The sequence below is a fragment of the Streptococcus parasanguinis genome (genome assembly GCF_901875555.1).
GTDB lineage: Bacteria > Bacillota > Bacilli > Lactobacillales > Streptococcaceae > Streptococcus > Streptococcus parasanguinis_H.
In genome coordinates this window covers 1-17,454 of the sequence record NZ_CABFMD010000010.1, presented here as the reverse complement: position 1 = coordinate 17,454, position 17,454 = coordinate 1, and the positions used below count along the sequence as shown (strand labels likewise).

Here is a 17,454-nt window from a genome sequence, read left to right as displayed (position 1 = left end):
TTAATGGGAAATCGTTACTATGGAAGTAAGAAAAAATTCGGAGGACTAAAATGGAATGGACAACTGAACGTCGTTACCGACGTTACGAAGACTGGACAACAGAGGAAAAGCAAGCGATCCAAGAAAACATGGCGAAATCTCCTTGGCATACACACTACCATGTAGAGCCAAAGGCTGGTCTCTTGAACGACCCTAATGGTTTTTCCTACTTTGATGGGAAATGGATCTTGTTTTACCAAAATTTTCCATTTGGAGCAGCTCATGGTTTGAAATCATGGGTACAAACAGAAAGCGATGACTTGGTTCATTTCACAGAGACCGGGGTTACCCTTTTTCCAAACACAGAACTAGATAGTCATGGCGCTTATTCTGGATCGGCCATGCAGTTTGATGACAAACTATTCTTATTCTATACTGGAAATGTTCGTGATGCAGAATGGGTCCGTCATCCCTACCAAGTCGGTGCTTTGTTGGATAAAGAAGGAAAGATCGAAAAAATTGACAAAATCTTGATTGATCAACCGGCTGATTCGACTGATCACTTCCGTGACCCACAGATTTTTAATTTTAAAGGTCAATACTACGCTATCGTTGGTGGCCAAGACCTTGAGAAGAAAGGATTCATCCGCCTCTATAAGGCTGTTGATAACGACTATACCAACTGGGTTGAAGTCGGTGACTTGGATTTTGCAAATGACCGGACAGCTTACATGATGGAATGTCCCAATCTGGTCTTTGTAGAGGATCAACCAGTTCTCCTCTACTGTCCTCAAGGCTTGGACAAATCGGTATGCGATTATGAAAACATTTACCCAAATATGTACAAGATTGGGGCAAGCTTTGATCCAGAAAAGGCTAAAATGGTCGATGTATCTGAATTGCACAATCTAGACTATGGTTTTGAAGCCTATGCAACTCAAGGATTCAATGCACCTGATGGACGTGCCTATACTGTCAGCTGGCTTGGTCTTCCAGATGTTTCCTATCCAACGGATTCCTATGACTATCAAGGGGCACTCTCACTGGTCAAAGAAGTAACCATCAAAGACGGAAAGCTCTACCAATACCCAGTTGAAGCCATCAAAAACTTACGGGCAGATAGTGAAGCGGTTGCCAACAAGGCGCAAACTAAGAATTGCTATGAATTGGAATTGCAATTTGAAAAAGACAGCCAAAATGAGATCGTCCTCTTTGCAGATCCAGAAGGAAAGGGCTTAGTTCTCACATTCGATCTAGCGAAAGGATTAGTCACAGTCGATCGTAGCCAGGCTGGTGAGCAATATGCCCAAGACTTTGGGACTAGCCGCAGCTGCACAATCGATAACCAAGCTACAACTGCTACTATTTTTATCGACAATTCGATTTTTGAAATCTTTATCAATAAAGGAGAAAAAGTATTTTCTGGTCGGGTCTACCCACATGCAGATCAAACTGGTATTTTGATCAAGTCTGGAAACCCTACCGGAACCTACTATGAACTTGATCATGGTCGCAAAGCTAACTGATGTCGCCAAACTCGCCGGTGTCAGCCCTACTACAGTCTCACGGGTCATCAATAAAAAAGGATACCTATCTGAAAAAACCATACAAAAAGTCCAAGAAGCCATGCGAGAGCTGGGCTATAAGCCCAACAATGTTGCTCGTAGCCTCCAAGGGAAATCAGCCAAATTAGTTGGTTTGATCTTTCCCAATATCAGCAATGTTTTCTATGCAGAGTTGATTGATCACCTAGAACACCAACTCTTCAAGCATGGCTACAAGACCATTATTTGTAATAGTGAACATGATTCCGAAAAAGAACGGGAATATATTGAGATGTTGGAGGCCAACCAGGTAGATGGTATCATTTCTGGAAGTCACAATTTAGGGATTGAGGATTACAACCAAGTGACTGCTCCGATCATTGCTTTTGACCGCAACCTTTCCCCAGAAATTCCAGTTATCTCTTCTGATAACTATGCTGGTGGAGTTTTAGCAGCAGAAACCCTGGTCAAAAGTGGTGCTAAAAAGATCATTATGATCACAGGAAATGACAACTCCAACTCCCCAACAGGTTTGCGTCACGCAGGCTTTGCATCGGTTTTACCTGAGTCCATGATTATTAATGTTTCCAGTGATTTCTCGCCCATTCGCAAGGAAATGGAAATCAAACAAATTTTAACCCAGCAAAAACCAGATGCTATCTTTGCCTCCGATGATTTGACAGCGATCCTGATCATGAAAATCGCTAAAGAGCTGGAAATTCCAGTTCCTCAACAACTTAAAGTGGTTGGTTATGATGGCACCCAGTTCGTCCAAACCTATATTCCAGAGCTTACAACCATCCAACAACCGATCAAAGAGATCGCAGTCTTGACAGTAGACCTCTTGCTTCAAAAAATCGACGGCCAAACCGTTGCAACGACAGGCTATTTCTTACCGGTTAAACTTCATTCCGGCAACAGCGTCTAATCCCTTGCTATATAGTTCCTTCTCTCAATTTTCAAAGGCTGGACACGCGTTTGCCCAGTCTTTTATTTTTTATCGTAAATTTTTAAATTAAGATTGATACAATTTTTAGGAAAATGAGGCTGGGACAAAAGTCCTAGCCTCTTAATTGTTTTTGGAGTGTCGAGCAAGACGCAGTGGTTGAGTGAGCTCTACTAGGCTGATTTCATCAGCTTTTACAGCTTTACTCAACTGTGCGGAGGTGACGATGAAATCGAATTCTAACGAATGACCGATTCCTGTCCCACACTCTATTTTGTGTAATGGATCAGTGTTAACCTGCACTTTCTTTTGGAATATAAGTCATCCTTTTATTTCATAATCTATGTTTAGATTGAAAATGACAGACAAATTTTTTGAAAATCGTTTGCAAATAAGTTAAGATAGGTGGGTAAGAAAAGAGTAACCGCTTACTTATGAAGGAGGACATTTTATGTCATATAAAACAAGCAATGCAGAAGGACCTGTAGATTTTATTAACACTTATGATTTGGAGCCTATGGCTCAACAAGTCATTCCAAAAGTTGCTTTTGGCTATATCGCTAGCGGAGCAGAAGATACCTTTACATTGCGTGAAAACATCCGAGCTTTTAACCATAAGCTGATTGTCCCTCATACGCTTTGTGATGTGGAAAATCCAAGTACTGAGATTGAATTTGCTGGTGAAAAGCTATCTTCACCCATCATTATGGCTCCAGTTGCAGCTCATAAATTAGCCAATGAACAAGGGGAAGTGGCTACTGCGCGCGGGGTACATGAGTTTGGTTCCCTCTATACTACAAGCTCCTACTCTACAGTTGATCTTCCAGAAATTACGCAAGCCCTTCAAGGGACTCCTCATTGGTTCCAGTTCTACTTTAGTAAAGATGATGGAATTAACCGCCACATTATGGATCGCGTGAAGGCAGAAGGCTATAAAGCGATCGTCTTAACGGCAGATGCGACTGTTGGGGGGAATCGTGAGGTTGATAAACGAAACGGCTTTGTATTCCCAGTTGGTATGCCAATTGTAGAAGAATACCTACCTGAAGGTGCTGGTAAGTCAATGGACTTTGTCTACAAATCAGCTAAACAACGCCTCTCTCCACGTGATGTAGAATTTATCGCTGAATACTCTGGACTCCCAGTTTATGTGAAGGGGCCACAATGCCGTGAAGATGTTGAACGTTCACTAGCTGCAGGAGCCTCAGGTATCTGGGTGACCAATCATGGTGGTCGTCAAATTGATGGTGGTCCAGCCGCCTTTGACTCACTTCAAGAAGTAGCAGAAGCAGTTGATAAACGTGTACCGATTGTCTTTGACTCTGGTATTCGTCGTGGGCAACATGTCTTTAAAGCTTTGGCTTCAGGAGCTGACTTGGTAGCTATTGGTCGCCCCGTTATTTATGGCTTAGCTCTGGGTGGTAGCGTAGGTGTACGCCAAGTCTTTGAACACTTGAATGCAGAATTGAAGACCGTGATGCAACTATCTGGAACTCAGACGATTGAAGATGTGAAACACTTCAAACTTCGTCACAATCCATACAATCCAACTTTCCCAGTAGATCCTCGTGATCTGAAATTGTATTAATAAGAAAAGAGGGAGTGGGACAGAACGAATGTTGACTAAAAATCGTTCCTTGTCCCACTCTCTATTTGTTTTAGAGAGTACAAACAGGATGTACACGACTCTACTAAAAAGAGGCGTTTTTCAACTGTGGGGATTAACTACTCAAGTGTAAAAACATTAAAAACTAGTCCCAAAATAGATATTTCCTTCAATCAAAAAAGAGCCCGAGGGCTCTTTTATACTATGCTTCTGTCACAAATTGACTGAGAACACCATTGACAAACCGTGATGAAGTCTCATCTGAAAAGGCCTTAGCCAATTCGACTGCCTCATTCACAGCGACAATCTGTGGAGTGTCAAACTCTGTCATTTCATAAATGCCAAGGCGCAGAATATTTTTCTCCACCAAGGTCAAGCGTTCCACTGTCCAACCAATCTTCAAATGTTGACCGATTTGTTGGTCTAGTTGATCTTTTGACTGATAGACACCCGTCACGAGATTCATGAGAAAGACAGGAAGATCGACTTCTTTATCTTCTGCTAGGTCCTTGTCATGTAGATAAGCAAAGCGACAAGCTTCGACAATGTCTCCATCGTATTCCAAAGCCATCAAGGCTTGGAAGGCGCGCTCACGCAAATCTCGACGTGATTCTAATAAAATTTCATCAGTCATTGAGGAAGTCCTCGTTAAACAAGTCTTTCAAGTCTGGTTTTGGAGATTTTTCCGTCGCGATACCGACAACGTGAATGTTAACAGCATCCAAGGTTACATCTGCCATATCATAAACCGCAGACTTGACCGCTTTTTGAATCGCTACTGCTACAGATGGCACAGCAACTCCATACTCCAAATAGAGATAGATGTCTACTGAAACTTGACCATCTTCTTCCGTATGAAGGTAGACGCCACGTCCAAGTGAGCGTTTTGATAAGCTATCTGAAACACTCTTATTTTCAAGCGAATAGACACCCTCTACTTTTGCTGTCGCAATCGCAATAATTTTTTCTAATACACGTGGTGCAATAACGATGTCACCAAATTGTTCAGTTGCCATAGAAGTTCCTTTCTATTTGACACCCTGAGATGTCTCTTATGCACGAGAAACGTAAGTTCCTTCAGTAGTGTTAATGACCAATTTTTGTCCAGCTTCGATGAAGTCAGGAACGTTTACGACCAAACCAGTTTCCATTGTAGCAGGTTTACCAGAACCAGTCACTGTAGCACCTTTGATAGATGGTTGAGTTTCTGTAACAGTCAATTCAACAGTTGTAGGAACTGTTACCCCAATCACTTCACTTCCGTAGAATTGAATTTTCACTTCTGAATTTTCAAGAATGTAAAGCAATTCATTTTCAACATTGACTACAGGGATTTCGTATTGGTCATAAGTTTCTGTGTTCATGAAGTAGGCTGTATCGTCCATTTGGTACAAGTATTGGGCTGGGACAGTCTCAAGAATCGCTTGTTCAAATTTTTCTTCTGGACGGTAGCTTGTGTCAAATGTAGAACCAGTACGGACATCACGTAATTTCATCCGCATGATGGTATTTCCTTTACCTGGTTTGTGGTGACTTGCTTCCAAAACGCGAATCAATTTTCCATCTGCTGTGACAAACGTCATACCAGCTCTTAATTTACTTGCTTCGATCATGTTTTATTACCTCTTTTTTAAAAATAGATTACTCTTTATTGTAACACACTATTTGATTTTTCTCAAACAGCAATCTTTTCTTTTTAGGAAGGAAAGAGTGCAGAGACTAGCGATTGGAACCTCTACATCTCTGAGCCTAGTTCCCTTCTATTCGTCAACAGGAACAATATTACCATCCGCATCTTTGGTGACATGAACATATTTCCCATCTACTTCAATGTAGAAGGTATGAGGCTTGTCTGAAGCTGGAGAGGCTTGTCTTTGAAGGTCATTGCCAAGGGCTTGTCCTAAGTTCATCCCCATGATCATGTTCATGCCATTGCCACCTTCATTTTTGGCAGCTGCTACCAGGGCTTCATTACGGGCACGACGCTCTTCAATTTCGATGGTATTGTACTTCATGGCTGCCAATTCACTATCTAGTTTATTGACCTTGGCCATACTATCAGCATCGTAGCTCAAATCTTCGATCAGGACATTGGTTAATTCAATACCATATAATTCTGCCCAATTTTTGTTCACTTCGCGTTTTGCGACTTCATTGAAGACGTCTTGATCTGCATTGATATTGTAGATATCTGCCTTATTTTCAGCTGTATATTTTGAAATAGCAACGGCAATTTTTGGCGCTAAGTTTTGGCGCAAGGTTCCCTGAGCCACATCTTCCAAGGTAAACGGTTTATCAGCAGTAATTTGGCGACTAATTGCACTGACGTAGAAAAGAACCGGATCTGCTATTTTCACATCATAGAGACCATAAAAGCGAATGCTCAGAAGCTGTTGGTAACGGTCGCTAAAGTACTCGACTGGGTTTTGAGTTCCAAATTTATTTCCTGTAAAAGGTTGCATCCGCACAAAAATAATTTCTTGTTGGGTGACCACTTGGCCACCAAATGAGAAGCGATTCTTGAACTGGTCCCAAGTTCCTTTAACGCCACCCTTTTCAAACAACCAGGCATTTTCACCAGCTTGCCATTCGTGACTCCCTGCTTCTAGGAGGTCTCCCAAAAAGGTCCCATTATTGACTAAAAGAGCGACATAGCCTTGAGGAACAATGACAACAGAGCCATCTGTCAACAGACCAGTATTTTGGTTGCTCTGACGAGAACGCCCATCTGGATCTTTGGTCAACAGCTGTCCCTTAATGGCCAAAGCTGTTGCCGGAACAGTTTCCGGTAAGGTAATGGCTTCCTTAAATTTACTATCTTGAAAACTTGAAATGCCCGCTGAAAGGGCTGCTTTAATAAATCCCATACATTCTCCTATCTGTAGAATTCAATTTCATCCACAACTTCGTAGACATCCAAGACCCAATCTTTTGGATTGTGCTTCAAGGACGCTTGGCAATATTCACACTTGTCGATTGAATCAATTGTCAATGGCGCACCACAGTTTGGACAGTGATCACTAACGACTTCAGAATTCTTAATGATCTCTGTCTGAGCTCCATGTTCACGGAGAAAGACCATGCGGTAAACGGTAAAGAGATCTTTGGTTGGATCCCCTTCGATCACACGACCCGTTTCATCATTTCGGATGTAATCTCTCATCGTCGAAGACAGAATGACTTCAATGCGGTCATTGCCTTCTGGATTTTCGATAAAGTCTTTGATCTTCGAATCTTCCACACACACGCGCTCTAGAACATTGGTTGTTTTGGCACGAATATGCTCTTGCAACTGCGTCAAGTGTTGCTCATAAAGACTCGTACTTTCTAAGTTCCGTACGGAATTCCAATCCTTTTCTGTCCAAGCAGACTGCAATTGAAGATAAACCAGCTTGACTTGCGACAAAAAGCGGTCTTCATCAAACATTGGATCCAGTTTTCGGATGCGGCGAATCGCTTCATAGTTGTTCTCAATTGGTCGACCCGCCCGTTCTTCGGTTGTCCGTTTTGGACCACTATTTGAATAGGACGAATCATCACTCTCATTAGCCTCTTTTGCAATGTTATAGACAAATCCAATCAATCCAATGATGGCGACAACTGCTACCGCCCCACCAGAGTCTGATCCAGAACTAGAACTGTAGCTACTGGATCCACCAGACCAGCTACTGCCACCGGACCAGCTACTTCCCCCTCCAGACCAGCTGCTACCACCACCACCGCCAGAATGAATCGTACTACTACCACCACTATGCGTATTGCCGACACCAGCATGAGCAGAAGGAGCAAATGCAAATAGAAGGGTTACAAGAAGAATTCCCAATACTAAAATTCGTTTTTTCATAGGCCTCATTTCTTATCTTTGTTCGTTACACAAGGGTTAAGAAAATACTGTCTATTTTATAGGACAATCAATTCTTTAGGAGCAAGGGTCAAGACTTCACAGCCTGTTTCTGTGATCAAGAGGTCATCTTCGATGCGCACACCAGAGAGACCTTCAATGTAAATCCCTGGTTCATCTGTCAAGACCATCCCTGCTTGAATGGCTTCTTTAGACATTTGACTGAAGTAGGGTTCTTCATGGATATCCAGTCCAATCCCATGACCGATTCCATGGGTGAAGTATTGGCCATAGCCGGCTGCTTCGATCACATCACGTGGGATTTTATCAAAATCACGGAAGCCAAGTCCATCTTTAGCCGCAGCAATCAAGGCCTGATTGGCTTTCAAAACTGTTTCGTAAATTTCTCTTTCCTTGTCGCTGACATGTCCAGCATAGATCGTCCGTGTCATATCGCTGACATAGTGGTCATACAAGCAACCGAAATCAAGAGTCAAGGCATCCCCATCTGAGATGACGCGATCACTTGGAGTCGCGTGTGGCATAGCAGAACGTTCACCAGCTGCGGAGATGATATCAAAAGATACACCTGATGCTCCCAACTCCCGCATTCTAAAATCGAGGAAAGTTGCTGCTTGCAATTCTGTAGTTTGTCCCACCTTGATATAGTCCAAAATATCACGGAAGGCTTGGTCAGAGATACTACAAGCTTTTTTAATGGCCGCAATCTCTGTTTCATCCTTGATCAAGCGCAATTCCATCACAAAGTTCGCTAGGGATTGAAGGTTGATGCCACTGAAAACAGAAGCCATACGGGCATGGTAGGCCACCGTCACTTCGTCCTCAAAACCAAGTTCTTTGATTCCTAGATCTTTCACGATCTCTGCAGCTGCAGTCAGCTCATCACGGGTTTCTACGATCTCCACGAAGGGGAAACAAGTCGCATGGGCATGAATGGTGTAGCGCGAATCCGTAAAGAGGATCACGCGTTCTTCTGTCACCAAAGCCGTCCCGTTTGAACCCCAGAAATGGGTCAAATAATAGACATTTTTCAAATTGTTAATCAGTACCGCTTTAAGGTTTTTGGTCTTCATTTTGTTTCGTAAATTGTCGATCCGTTGATTCATTGTAATTTTCCTTTCAAATATTGTCCTGTGTAGCTAGCAGGATTTGCTGCGACCTCTTCTGGCGTTCCGGTCGCAATAATGGTTCCGCCACCGATACCACCTTCTGGTCCTAAATCGATGATATGGTCTGCTGTCTTAATGACATCCAAATTGTGCTCGATTACAAGGACGGTATTGCCATCATCCACAAACCGCTCTAAGACTTGAATCAAGCGAGAAATGTCTTCGCTATGAAGTCCTGTCGTTGGTTCATCCAAGATGTAGAAGGATTTACCTGTAGAGCGTTTGTGCAATTCAGAAGCCAACTTCATCCGCTGTGCTTCCCCACCTGAAAGGGTGGTCGCTGGTTGACCCAACGTTACATAGCCCAAGCCCACATCTTGGATGGTCTTGAGTTTGCGTTCAATTTTCGGAATGTGCTTGAAGAATTCGACTGCCTTATTGACCGTCATATCCAGCACTTCTGCGATATTTTTTTCCTTGTAGTGGACTTCGAGGGTCTCACTATTGTAGCGACGTCCATGGCAGACCTCACAAGGTACAAATACATCGGGCAAGAAGTGCATCTCAATCTTGATAATACCGTCACCAGAGCAGGCTTCACAACGGCCACCCTTGACATTGAAAGAGAAACGCCCCTTCTTGTAACCACGAATCTTGGCCTCATTGGTTTGAGCAAAAAGGTCACGAATGTCATCGAAGACGCCTGTATAAGTGGCTGGATTAGAACGAGGTGTACGGCCAATTGGGCTTTGATCAATGTCGATCAATCGATCGATATGCTCAATCCCCTGAATGGTCTTGTATTTCCCTGGTTTTTCCGAATTGCGGTTGAGCTTTTGAGCGATGGCTTTTTTCAAGATGCCATTGATCAAGGTCGATTTCCCAGAACCTGAAACACCAGTGACTGCGATGAATTTGCCCAGAGGAAAACGTGCTGTAATATCTTGTAAGTTGTTCTCACTGGCCCCTGTAATTTCAATAGAACGACCATTCCCTGAACGGCGCTCTGTTGGAACCGGAATCTTGCGCTTGCCGGACAAATATTGGCCGGTAATGGATTTGCTGTTGCGCGCCACCTGCTTTGGAGTTCCTGCAGCAACGATCTCTCCACCAAAGACACCGGCACCTGGGCCGACGTCGATCAGGTAGTCTGCTTCTCTCATGGTATCTTCGTCGTGTTCGACGACGATCAAGGTATTGCCTAAATCACGCATCTTTTTAAGACTGGCAATCAGGCGGTCATTGTCCCTTTGATGGAGGCCGATTGATGGCTCATCCAAGATATAAAGGACACCAGAGAGATTGGAACCGATCTGGGTTGCCAAGCGAATCCGCTGGCTTTCTCCACCTGACAGTGTTCCTGCTGATCGAGACAAGGTCAAGTAATTAAGACCTACATTGTTTAAGAAGGTCAAACGATCTTTGATCTCTTTTAGGATCGGTCTTGCAATCGTGGCTTCATTGTCCGTTAAAACCAGCTGGTCCACGGCTTTTAAGTGGTCCGCAATCGATAGATCCGACACCTCCCCGATATGCATCCCCTTTTCTCCTCCGACACGAACAGAGAGAGCCTGGTCATTGAGACGGTAGCCATGGCAGGTCGCACAGGTCAATTCGTTCATATAAGAGCGCATTTGGTTGCGGGTGAAATCACTATTGGTCTCACGGAAACGACGGTGAATGTTGTTTACGACCCCCTCAAAAGGAATCTCAATATCCCGAACTCCACCAAACTCATTTTCATAGTGGAAGTGGAATTCTTTCCCGTTTGAACCATAGAGAACCAAGTCCTTTTCTTCTTGAGTCAGATCTGAAAAAGGCGTATCCATATCAATGCCAAAATGAATCATGGCCTGCTCCAACATCTGAGGATAGTAGTTGGAAGAGATCGGATTCCAAGGGGCAAGAGCTCCTTCACGAAGGGTTAAGCGATCATCTGGTACCACCAAGTCCAAGTCCACCTCCAGCTTAATGCCTAACCCATCACAGTCTGGGCAGGAGCCGAAAGGCGCATTGAAAGAAAAGAGGCGGGGTTCTAATTCAGGGACGGTAAAGCCACAGACAGGACAAGCATAATGCTCCGAAAAGAGCAGTTCCTTGCCATCCATGGTATCAATGACCACATAGCCATCCGCAATCCGAAGAGCTGCCTCAATCGAATCAAAGAGGCGCGAGCGGATGCCCTCTTTGAGTACGATCCGGTCCACCACCACTTCAATCGTGTGCTGTTTGCTTTTAGACAGTTCTGGAACCTCTGTTACATCATAGATCTCACCGTCTATGCGGACCCGAACATAGCCGTCTTTTTGGACTTTTTCAATGATATTCTTGTGCTGGCCTTTTTTCTTGCGGATAATGGGAGCTAGAATTTGCAGGCGCTGGCGCTCTGGTAATTCCAAAACTTGATCGACAATTTGCTCAACTGAAGAAGCGGTAATCGCTCCATGCCCGTTGATACAATATGGCGTACCGACACGCGCATAGAGCAGACGCAGGTAGTCATTGATCTCAGTTGCTGTCCCCACAGTGGAACGCGGATTCTTACTGGTCGTTTTTTGGTCAATGGAAATGGCTGGACTCAATCCGTCAATCGAATCCACATCTGGTTTTTCCATATTTCCCAAAAACTGACGGGCATAGGCTGATAAGCTCTCCACGTAGCGACGCTGGCCTTCTGCATAGAGGGTATCAAAGGCCAGACTGGACTTTCCAGATCCAGACAAACCGGTCACCACGACTAATTTGTCCCGTGGAATTTCCACATCTATATTTTTTAAATTATGGGCACGGGCCCCATGAATGACAATTTTATCTTGCATATTCTTACTCTAATCACCTTTTTGTTAACCTCCATTATAACAAATTTTTTAGTATTCTTTTATCCAAAACCGTCCTTTTTCTGATATAATGTTAAGGTGTAACAAAAACAAGGGAGGGTACCATGAAACAGGTCTTTTTATCGACAACGACTGAATTTAAAGAAGTAGAGACACTAGAACCTGGTACCTGGATCAACCTTGTTAACCCTTCTCAAAGCGAATCAATGGAAATCGCTTCTGCCTTTAATATTGATATTGCAGACTTACGAGCACCGCTCGATGCGGAAGAAATGTCCCGTATGACCATCGAGGACGACTATACCTTGATCATCGTTGACGTCCCCATCAAGGAAGAGCGCAACAACCAGACCTACTACGTGACCATTCCACTTGGGATTATCCTGACAGAAGAGGCTATTATCACGACTTGCTTGGAAAAATTGCCACTTCTAGATATCTTTATCCACCGACGTTTGCGTAATTTCTATACCTTTATGCGGTCGCGCTTTATCTTTCAGATCCTCTATCGTAACGCTGAACTTTACTTGTCTGCGCTTCGTACCCTGGATCGAAAGAGTGAACAGATTGAAAGCCAATTGCACAAATCAACGCGTAATGAAGAGCTGATTGAGTTGATGGAGTTAGAAAAAACCATCGTCTACTTTAAGGCCTCACTGAAAACCAATGAGCGTGTGATCAAGAAATTGACCAGCGCTACCAGTAATATCAAGAAGTACCTTGAGGACGAGGATCTATTGGAAGACACCTTGATCGAGACCCAACAGGCCATTGAGATGGCAGATATTTATGGAAATATCCTCCACTCCATGACCGATACCTTCGCATCAATCATCTCCAACAACCAGAATAACATCATGAAGACCTTGGCCATGGTGACCATCGTCATGTCCATCCCAACCATGATTTTCTCAGCCTACGGGATGAACTTCAAGGACAATGAATTACCGCTCAATGGAGAACCAAATGCCTTCTGGCTCATCATCTTTATTGCCTTCGCCATGACCGGCTCCCTCGTCGTCTACTTGATCCATAAAAAATGGTTCTAACCAAACTTGTCTATCAAAGGAGTAACTATGTCTCACACAGACCTTCACCAACTTAGTAAGAAAAATCAAGAATTTATCCGTATTGCTAAACACCAATTGCTTGAAAATGGGAAAACGGAAGAAGAAGCAGAAAGCCTCATCCAGGAAATCCTTCCAGCCATCCAAGAAAATCAAGGAAAAGGGATTCCGGCACGGACTCTTTTTGGAGCTCCAACCGTATGGGCTAATTCCTTCAGCGAGAAAGAACGCTATGAAAAAGAGCATCCTGCTTTGAACGATGCTCCTTCCTTGATGATTTTGGATTCCTTCCTCTTTATCTTTGGTGTCTTTGCTGCAATCAGCGCCTTTATGAACTTGGTCGCACCGCGTCGTACTGGCTATGGGTTGATCACCTTGATCCTTGGAAGTTTGACAGGGGCTCTGCTCTTATATCTCATGTACTACTTCTTCTATCAGTATATGGATGGCACAAAAGATCGCAGTGAGCGTCCCTCTCTTTGGAAATCCATGCCGATTCTTGTCGGAGTCATGTTCCTTTGGGTCATCGTCTTGTCCTTTACCTCCTTACTTCCACAAGTCCTCAACCCAACTATTCCAGATGTTTTTGCCATCGTTTTAGGAGCTCTAGCGCTTGTCCTTCGCTTCTACCTCAAGAAACGCTTTAATATTAAAAGTTCGAGCACAGCACCTGCAACTCGTCGCTAAAAAGAAACGGATGAAGTTTAAACTGAACCCCAAAAGTTAGACAGAAAAAATCTAATTTTTGGGGTGTTTTTATTATGAAATCGACTTATGAGAATAATGTTTAGCTCTATGAACCTATAAAACCAGTATATGCAAAACAACTCTCAAAAAATTTTGGATAAACATTTCTAATCGAAGCCACATAGTTAAATTGACGGATCGTTATGGAATAAAGATTGTCAAAAAAAGAAAAGAAACTTCACTATTCTCCTGATTATGGAGGATAAAAAACTCACTGCTGTTATCCAGCAGTGAGCCATTCATCCTATCTAACCATAAGAAATTCTAAAAATCTAGAGAATAATAATGCTGACCTCCCCACAGGTTAACAGCTCCCCACGGAGAGTTTACTCCTACACCAATTAAGACAGATCCGTTGGCTCCTCGATCATAAGGAACATACAACTTTCATGGCAAACGATTACTTATGGCCTTTGGTCACTATGGCCAATCAATTTATCTATTCTTACGAATAGCATCAACAATAGGCTGCTTCCCTGTCATATAGATAGGAATGAGCCCACTAGTCATTAATACAGCAAACGTAAGTAAAATTAATGAAACTATAGAAGTTAGATAGAAATGAATGATATCAACTACTTCTAATTGAAGCATTTGAATAGCTAATATAGTTAGTATAAAAATCAGAATACTTGATAAAGTTATTATTTTCTTTCCATAATTTAATAACTCGAGAATAAATAATCTAAAAACATGTTTTGTATTGTATCCCATAGCTTTCAATACACCAACTTCGTATTTTCTCGTTCGATTTATTAAAAAGAAGACAAAAGATAAGATTGCAACTACAAGTAAAAGCATGACAAACGAAATAATTAGCAAAAAGTTTTTTATGTATTTTAAACCTTTATTAAATTCTTTATAATTCTCGAAAGACGAAACAATTGAAAATTTATCCGAAATTTTTTTAATACGATTGATTTCTTGAGGGACATCTTTGCTATCCTTTACAGTAACATGTACTGCACTTGGTGTCCATTCTTTTACAGAAAGATCATCAAGTGTTCCTCTCTGTTCGCTTTCTACACCTATATATTTGCTCTGTATTTTCAGCATCTCATCACTCGCCATGAATAAGGTGTTATCATTTACAGAATAGTTAAACGGATACTCCTCTTTTACGATGCCAAGTATTTTAAACGTTTGTTCCTCTTTCACATATAGGTCTCCATCAGATTTAGAATAGTTTCCTTCTTTATCTATGTGAGATTCATAAATATTAATGGGGACATAATATGTAAGTGTTATCTCCGACCCAGCTACAATGTCTTCTAGCTTTTGTTCTTTGATAAATGATTCCGAAACAAATATCCCCCTATTCGTAGTCCTATCAAAGTATTTAATTTGTCTCTGAGTCGTATTCGTATTGAATAGTGGTTGCACACTGTAATTCTTGGATAAATGAAAATTCTTTCCATTAATAGATAGATTCGGTGAAAAATCTCGACTAATTTTTAAATAGTTTTCAGCATTTTCAAAAGTCATTCCCATACTAGGAAATTCAATATATGGTTCTATTTTGTATACACTCCTACTATCAGAAATTTGATGTATTTCCTTATTTGATAGCGATTGGAAATCATCAATCACCTTGCTCGTTCTAAGTCCTATTGAATCATTAATAACCAAGAAACCATTTTCTAATGAATCACTAATTAATCTTTGATACTTAGAAGAAAATAATGATTGAATATTCATAGAACCAACTGCAAGCGAAACTGTGAAAGAAATTAGTATTAATAAAAGTACAGGTAAAGGAGGTACCTTCCTTTTCTTTTGGATCTTTAATCTAATATGTTTCTTTAATTTACTAGCATGCCACTCTTCTTGAAAATTACACTCTATATCTTCTTTCACTCCAATTAATTTTTTGTCTTCAAAATGCAGCTTTATATCTCCTTTGTTAATAACATATTCATCGTGTGAAACTACAATAACGATTTTATTATATTTATTTGCTAGTTTTAACAGTAAAGATGAGACAATTTCTCTATTTTCAGAATCCAAAGAATTTGTAGGTTCATCTGCTAAAATAATATTCTTATCTGTTACCATCCCTCTAGCAATGGCAACACGTTGTTCTTCTCCCCCAGATAAATCCTCAGGATATACATCCTTCAATTCTAAAATTCCTAACTCACTTAGAATATTATCTATTTTATTTTCTATTTCCTTAGTTGATAATTTGAAAAAGTTTAGCGAAATTTTCAAATTATCATACACAGTTAGGTCTTTAATTAGATTATGATTTTGAAATATAAAAGCAATATTTTGCGCAATAAAGGATGAAACAATCTTCTTGTCACTCGTATCAATTTTGGAGCCGTCGTAAATATAAGTTACATTAGGGTCATACTCTGAAATCAGCCCAATTTTATTCAGCAACGAAGTTTTTCCAACTCCTGATTTTCCATAAATTGTATATATTTTCCCCTTTTCGAACTTTAGAGATGTTGGTAGCAACAGTGTTTTCTTGCCATACTTAATGGACAAGTTATGAATTTCAAACATAAATAGCCACCTCCTTTTGAGAACGCTTACCCTCAAGGATATTATAGCTCTTTTTTCAAGCTATATCAATTTAAATGAGTAAAATACTTTTATATTAAATAAAATTAAACCTCTAGTTGATATCTCTGTCTAGAAAATTGACTTTCAACATCAACTATAGTTAAAAGACAAACAAAAAACCTACCCAAAGGCAGGTCTGACAAATTAATCTTATTCTATAATTTCTGTGGTTGGTAAAAGCACTGCAATAATTATGGAGCATTATTTTACTGCATATCATTGTTCAACCTTTTTGAAAAATAGAGGACTAAGTCATCATTGTTTTCACAAGAACTGTAAGGGTCCAAGGGCTGATCCCTAAACCAAATTCCAGATCCATCTGGGATATAGCCTCGTTTAACATACAGTCTTTGAGCTGGGCCATAACCCGAGTGTAAACCAACCCCTAAAGTCACAATCTCTGATAGTAGCCAGACTCTTTTTTCTGCCTCCTCTAAGAGTTGATTCCCAATCCCTCGATTTCTAAATGGTTCAAAAACATTAAAATCAGATAGTTCAGGATAGACTCCCACGAAAGGGCCGTGCTTGGCAGCAGGCAATATAGTGATATAGCCTGCCACAAATCCATCCGACTCAGCTACTAATACGTCCCTCTCTCTATTCTCCTGCTCCTGAAAATAGCTAGTCAAGATATCCTCTCTACCCGGCCACCCTTGGTGAATAAAGGCTTGAGAGATGTGCTCAATATCTGCCTTTATCATCCTCCTGATGATTACACCTTCCTTCATAATTCCCTCCTTGATACATTTCTTCCCACATTATAACACGATTAGAGCTAGGGAAAGGTCAAAGAGGTCCACTGGACCTCAACTCGCTCTTACATTTCCAGGCTCGTAAAAAAAGACCCGTTAGGGTCTTAATTCGCTCTCTTATTTTCAAGCTCATGAAAAAGAGGTCCCCCGGACCTCAACTCGCTCTTATATTTCCAGGCTCGTGAAAAAAAGACCCACCAGGGTCTTACTCGCTCTCTGGTTTTCAAGCTCGTGAAAAAAAGACCCACCAGGGTCTGAAAAAGAGGTCCACTGTACTGACCCCAAAAAGTTAGACAATTAATTTATCCAAAGGATTTAGTTCTGTACTGCACAGGACTGAGTCCTTTTAGTTTTACTTTAATTCGTTTGTTGTTGTAATAATCAATATAGTCTACAATAGCTTGTTCCAATTGCTCAAGTGAGTGAAACGTCTT

15 protein-coding genes are annotated in these 17,454 nt (G+C 41.5%); 5 read left to right on the top strand and 10 right to left on the bottom strand.

Annotation, left to right across the window (positions count from 1 at the left end):
* The first annotated feature begins 50 nt into the window (after nt 1–50).
* From JX304_RS02655 to lctO, 3 genes are all read left to right on the top strand, one after another.
* Nucleotides 51–1,505: a sucrose-6-phosphate hydrolase gene (locus tag JX304_RS02655; protein WP_205011144.1), complete on the top strand. Its 1,455-nt coding sequence runs from the start codon at nt 51–53 to the stop codon at nt 1,503–1,505.
* A complete protein-coding gene (locus tag JX304_RS02650; RefSeq protein ID WP_205011143.1) occupies nt 1,486–2,451 on the top strand; it encodes a LacI family DNA-binding transcriptional regulator in 966 nt (321 codons plus the stop codon). The genes JX304_RS02655 and JX304_RS02650 overlap by 20 nt, the downstream gene beginning before the upstream one ends.
* 469 nt (nt 2,452–2,920) lie before the next feature.
* Entirely contained in the window at nt 2,921–4,057 is a 1,137-nt protein-coding gene (gene lctO / locus JX304_RS02645) for an L-lactate oxidase (RefSeq protein ID WP_205011142.1), read from the top strand.
* A 220-nt stretch (nt 4,058–4,277) separates the two neighbouring features.
* Here lctO and nusB read toward each other — a convergent pair whose 3' ends face one another.
* The 7 genes from nusB to uvrA form a co-directional block, all read right to left on the bottom strand.
* Nucleotides 4,278–4,709, bottom strand: a complete 432-nt coding sequence (nusB, locus tag JX304_RS02640) for a transcription antitermination factor NusB (protein ID WP_205011141.1) — start codon at nt 4,707–4,709, stop codon at nt 4,278–4,280.
* A complete protein-coding gene (locus JX304_RS02635; protein ID WP_003005404.1) occupies nt 4,702–5,091 on the bottom strand; it encodes an Asp23/Gls24 family envelope stress response protein in 390 nt (129 codons plus the stop codon). The genes nusB and JX304_RS02635 overlap by 8 nt, the downstream gene beginning before the upstream one ends.
* Nucleotides 5,092–5,127: 36 nt before the next feature.
* The gene (gene efp, locus JX304_RS02630) at nt 5,128–5,688 is read right to left on the bottom strand and encodes an elongation factor P (protein ID WP_205011140.1); all 561 of its coding nucleotides are present in this window, start codon (nt 5,686–5,688) and stop codon (nt 5,128–5,130) included.
* A 147-nt stretch (nt 5,689–5,835) separates the two neighbouring features.
* Nucleotides 5,836–6,942: an SPFH domain-containing protein gene (locus JX304_RS02625; protein ID WP_205011139.1), complete on the bottom strand. Its 1,107-nt coding sequence runs from the start codon at nt 6,940–6,942 to the stop codon at nt 5,836–5,838.
* An 8-nt stretch (nt 6,943–6,950) separates the two neighbouring features.
* Nucleotides 6,951–7,919, bottom strand: coding sequence for a TIM44-like domain-containing protein (locus JX304_RS02620; RefSeq protein ID WP_205011138.1), 969 nt, complete (start codon nt 7,917–7,919; stop codon nt 6,951–6,953).
* Between the two features lie 56 nt (nt 7,920–7,975).
* Nucleotides 7,976–9,043, bottom strand: coding sequence for a M24 family metallopeptidase (locus JX304_RS02615; RefSeq protein ID WP_205011137.1), 1,068 nt, complete (start codon nt 9,041–9,043; stop codon nt 7,976–7,978).
* Complete coding sequence (gene uvrA, locus JX304_RS02610) at nt 9,040–11,865, bottom strand: excinuclease ABC subunit UvrA (RefSeq protein ID WP_205011136.1); 2,826 nt, start codon at nt 11,863–11,865, stop codon at nt 9,040–9,042. Before uvrA ends, JX304_RS02615 begins: the two co-directional genes overlap by 4 nt.
* Nucleotides 11,866–11,987: 122 nt before the next feature.
* Between uvrA and JX304_RS02605 the strand changes: the two genes are divergently transcribed.
* Nucleotides 11,988–12,932 (top strand): magnesium transporter CorA family protein, encoded by a 945-nt coding sequence (locus JX304_RS02605; protein WP_187540063.1) that lies wholly within the window; start codon nt 11,988–11,990, stop codon nt 12,930–12,932.
* A gap of 27 nt (nt 12,933–12,959) precedes the next feature.
* Nucleotides 12,960–13,637 (top strand): DUF1129 domain-containing protein, encoded by a 678-nt coding sequence (locus JX304_RS02600; RefSeq protein ID WP_205011135.1) that lies wholly within the window; start codon nt 12,960–12,962, stop codon nt 13,635–13,637.
* Nucleotides 13,638–14,132: 495 nt separating this feature from the next.
* Here JX304_RS02600 and JX304_RS02595 read toward each other — a convergent pair whose 3' ends face one another.
* From JX304_RS02595 to JX304_RS02585, 3 genes are all read right to left on the bottom strand, one after another.
* The gene (locus tag JX304_RS02595; RefSeq protein ID WP_205011134.1) at nt 14,133–16,208 is read right to left on the bottom strand and encodes an ATP-binding cassette domain-containing protein; all 2,076 of its coding nucleotides are present in this window, start codon (nt 16,206–16,208) and stop codon (nt 14,133–14,135) included.
* Nucleotides 16,209–16,474: 266 nt separating this feature from the next.
* A complete protein-coding gene (locus JX304_RS02590; RefSeq protein WP_205011133.1) occupies nt 16,475–16,996 on the bottom strand; it encodes a GNAT family N-acetyltransferase in 522 nt (173 codons plus the stop codon).
* Between the two features lie 326 nt (nt 16,997–17,322).
* On the bottom strand, nt 17,323–17,454 hold a 132-nt coding region (locus JX304_RS02585), incomplete at its 5' end, for an IS3 family transposase (RefSeq protein ID WP_205011152.1).

Excerpts from the sequence above, each read along its gene's own strand:
- JX304_RS02615 (WP_205011137.1), bottom strand. The coding sequence starts at position 9,043 with ATGAATCAACGGATCGACAATTTACGAAACAAAATGAAGACCAAAAAC.
- JX304_RS02650 (WP_205011143.1), top strand. The coding sequence starts at position 1,486 with ATGGTCGCAAAGCTAACTGATGTCGCCAAACTCGCCGGTGTCAGCCCT.
- JX304_RS02635 (WP_003005404.1), bottom strand. The coding sequence starts at position 5,091 with ATGGCAACTGAACAATTTGGTGACATCGTTATTGCACCACGTGTATTA.
- efp (WP_205011140.1), bottom strand. The coding sequence starts at position 5,688 with ATGATCGAAGCAAGTAAATTAAGAGCTGGTATGACGTTTGTCACAGCA.
- JX304_RS02625 (WP_205011139.1), bottom strand. The coding sequence starts at position 6,942 with ATGGGATTTATTAAAGCAGCCCTTTCAGCGGGCATTTCAAGTTTTCAA.
- nusB (WP_205011141.1), bottom strand. The coding sequence starts at position 4,709 with ATGACTGATGAAATTTTATTAGAATCACGTCGAGATTTGCGTGAGCGC.
- lctO (WP_205011142.1), top strand. The coding sequence starts at position 2,921 with ATGTCATATAAAACAAGCAATGCAGAAGGACCTGTAGATTTTATTAAC.
- JX304_RS02600 (WP_205011135.1), top strand. The coding sequence starts at position 12,960 with ATGTCTCACACAGACCTTCACCAACTTAGTAAGAAAAATCAAGAATTT.
- JX304_RS02620 (WP_205011138.1), bottom strand. The coding sequence starts at position 7,919 with ATGAAAAAACGAATTTTAGTATTGGGAATTCTTCTTGTAACCCTTCTA.
- JX304_RS02595 (WP_205011134.1), bottom strand. The coding sequence starts at position 16,208 with ATGTTTGAAATTCATAACTTGTCCATTAAGTATGGCAAGAAAACACTG.
- JX304_RS02590 (WP_205011133.1), bottom strand. The coding sequence starts at position 16,996 with ATGAAGGAAGGTGTAATCATCAGGAGGATGATAAAGGCAGATATTGAG.
- JX304_RS02605 (WP_187540063.1), top strand. The coding sequence starts at position 11,988 with ATGAAACAGGTCTTTTTATCGACAACGACTGAATTTAAAGAAGTAGAG.
- uvrA (WP_205011136.1), bottom strand. The coding sequence starts at position 11,865 with ATGCAAGATAAAATTGTCATTCATGGGGCCCGTGCCCATAATTTAAAA.
- JX304_RS02655 (WP_205011144.1), top strand. The coding sequence starts at position 51 with ATGGAATGGACAACTGAACGTCGTTACCGACGTTACGAAGACTGGACA.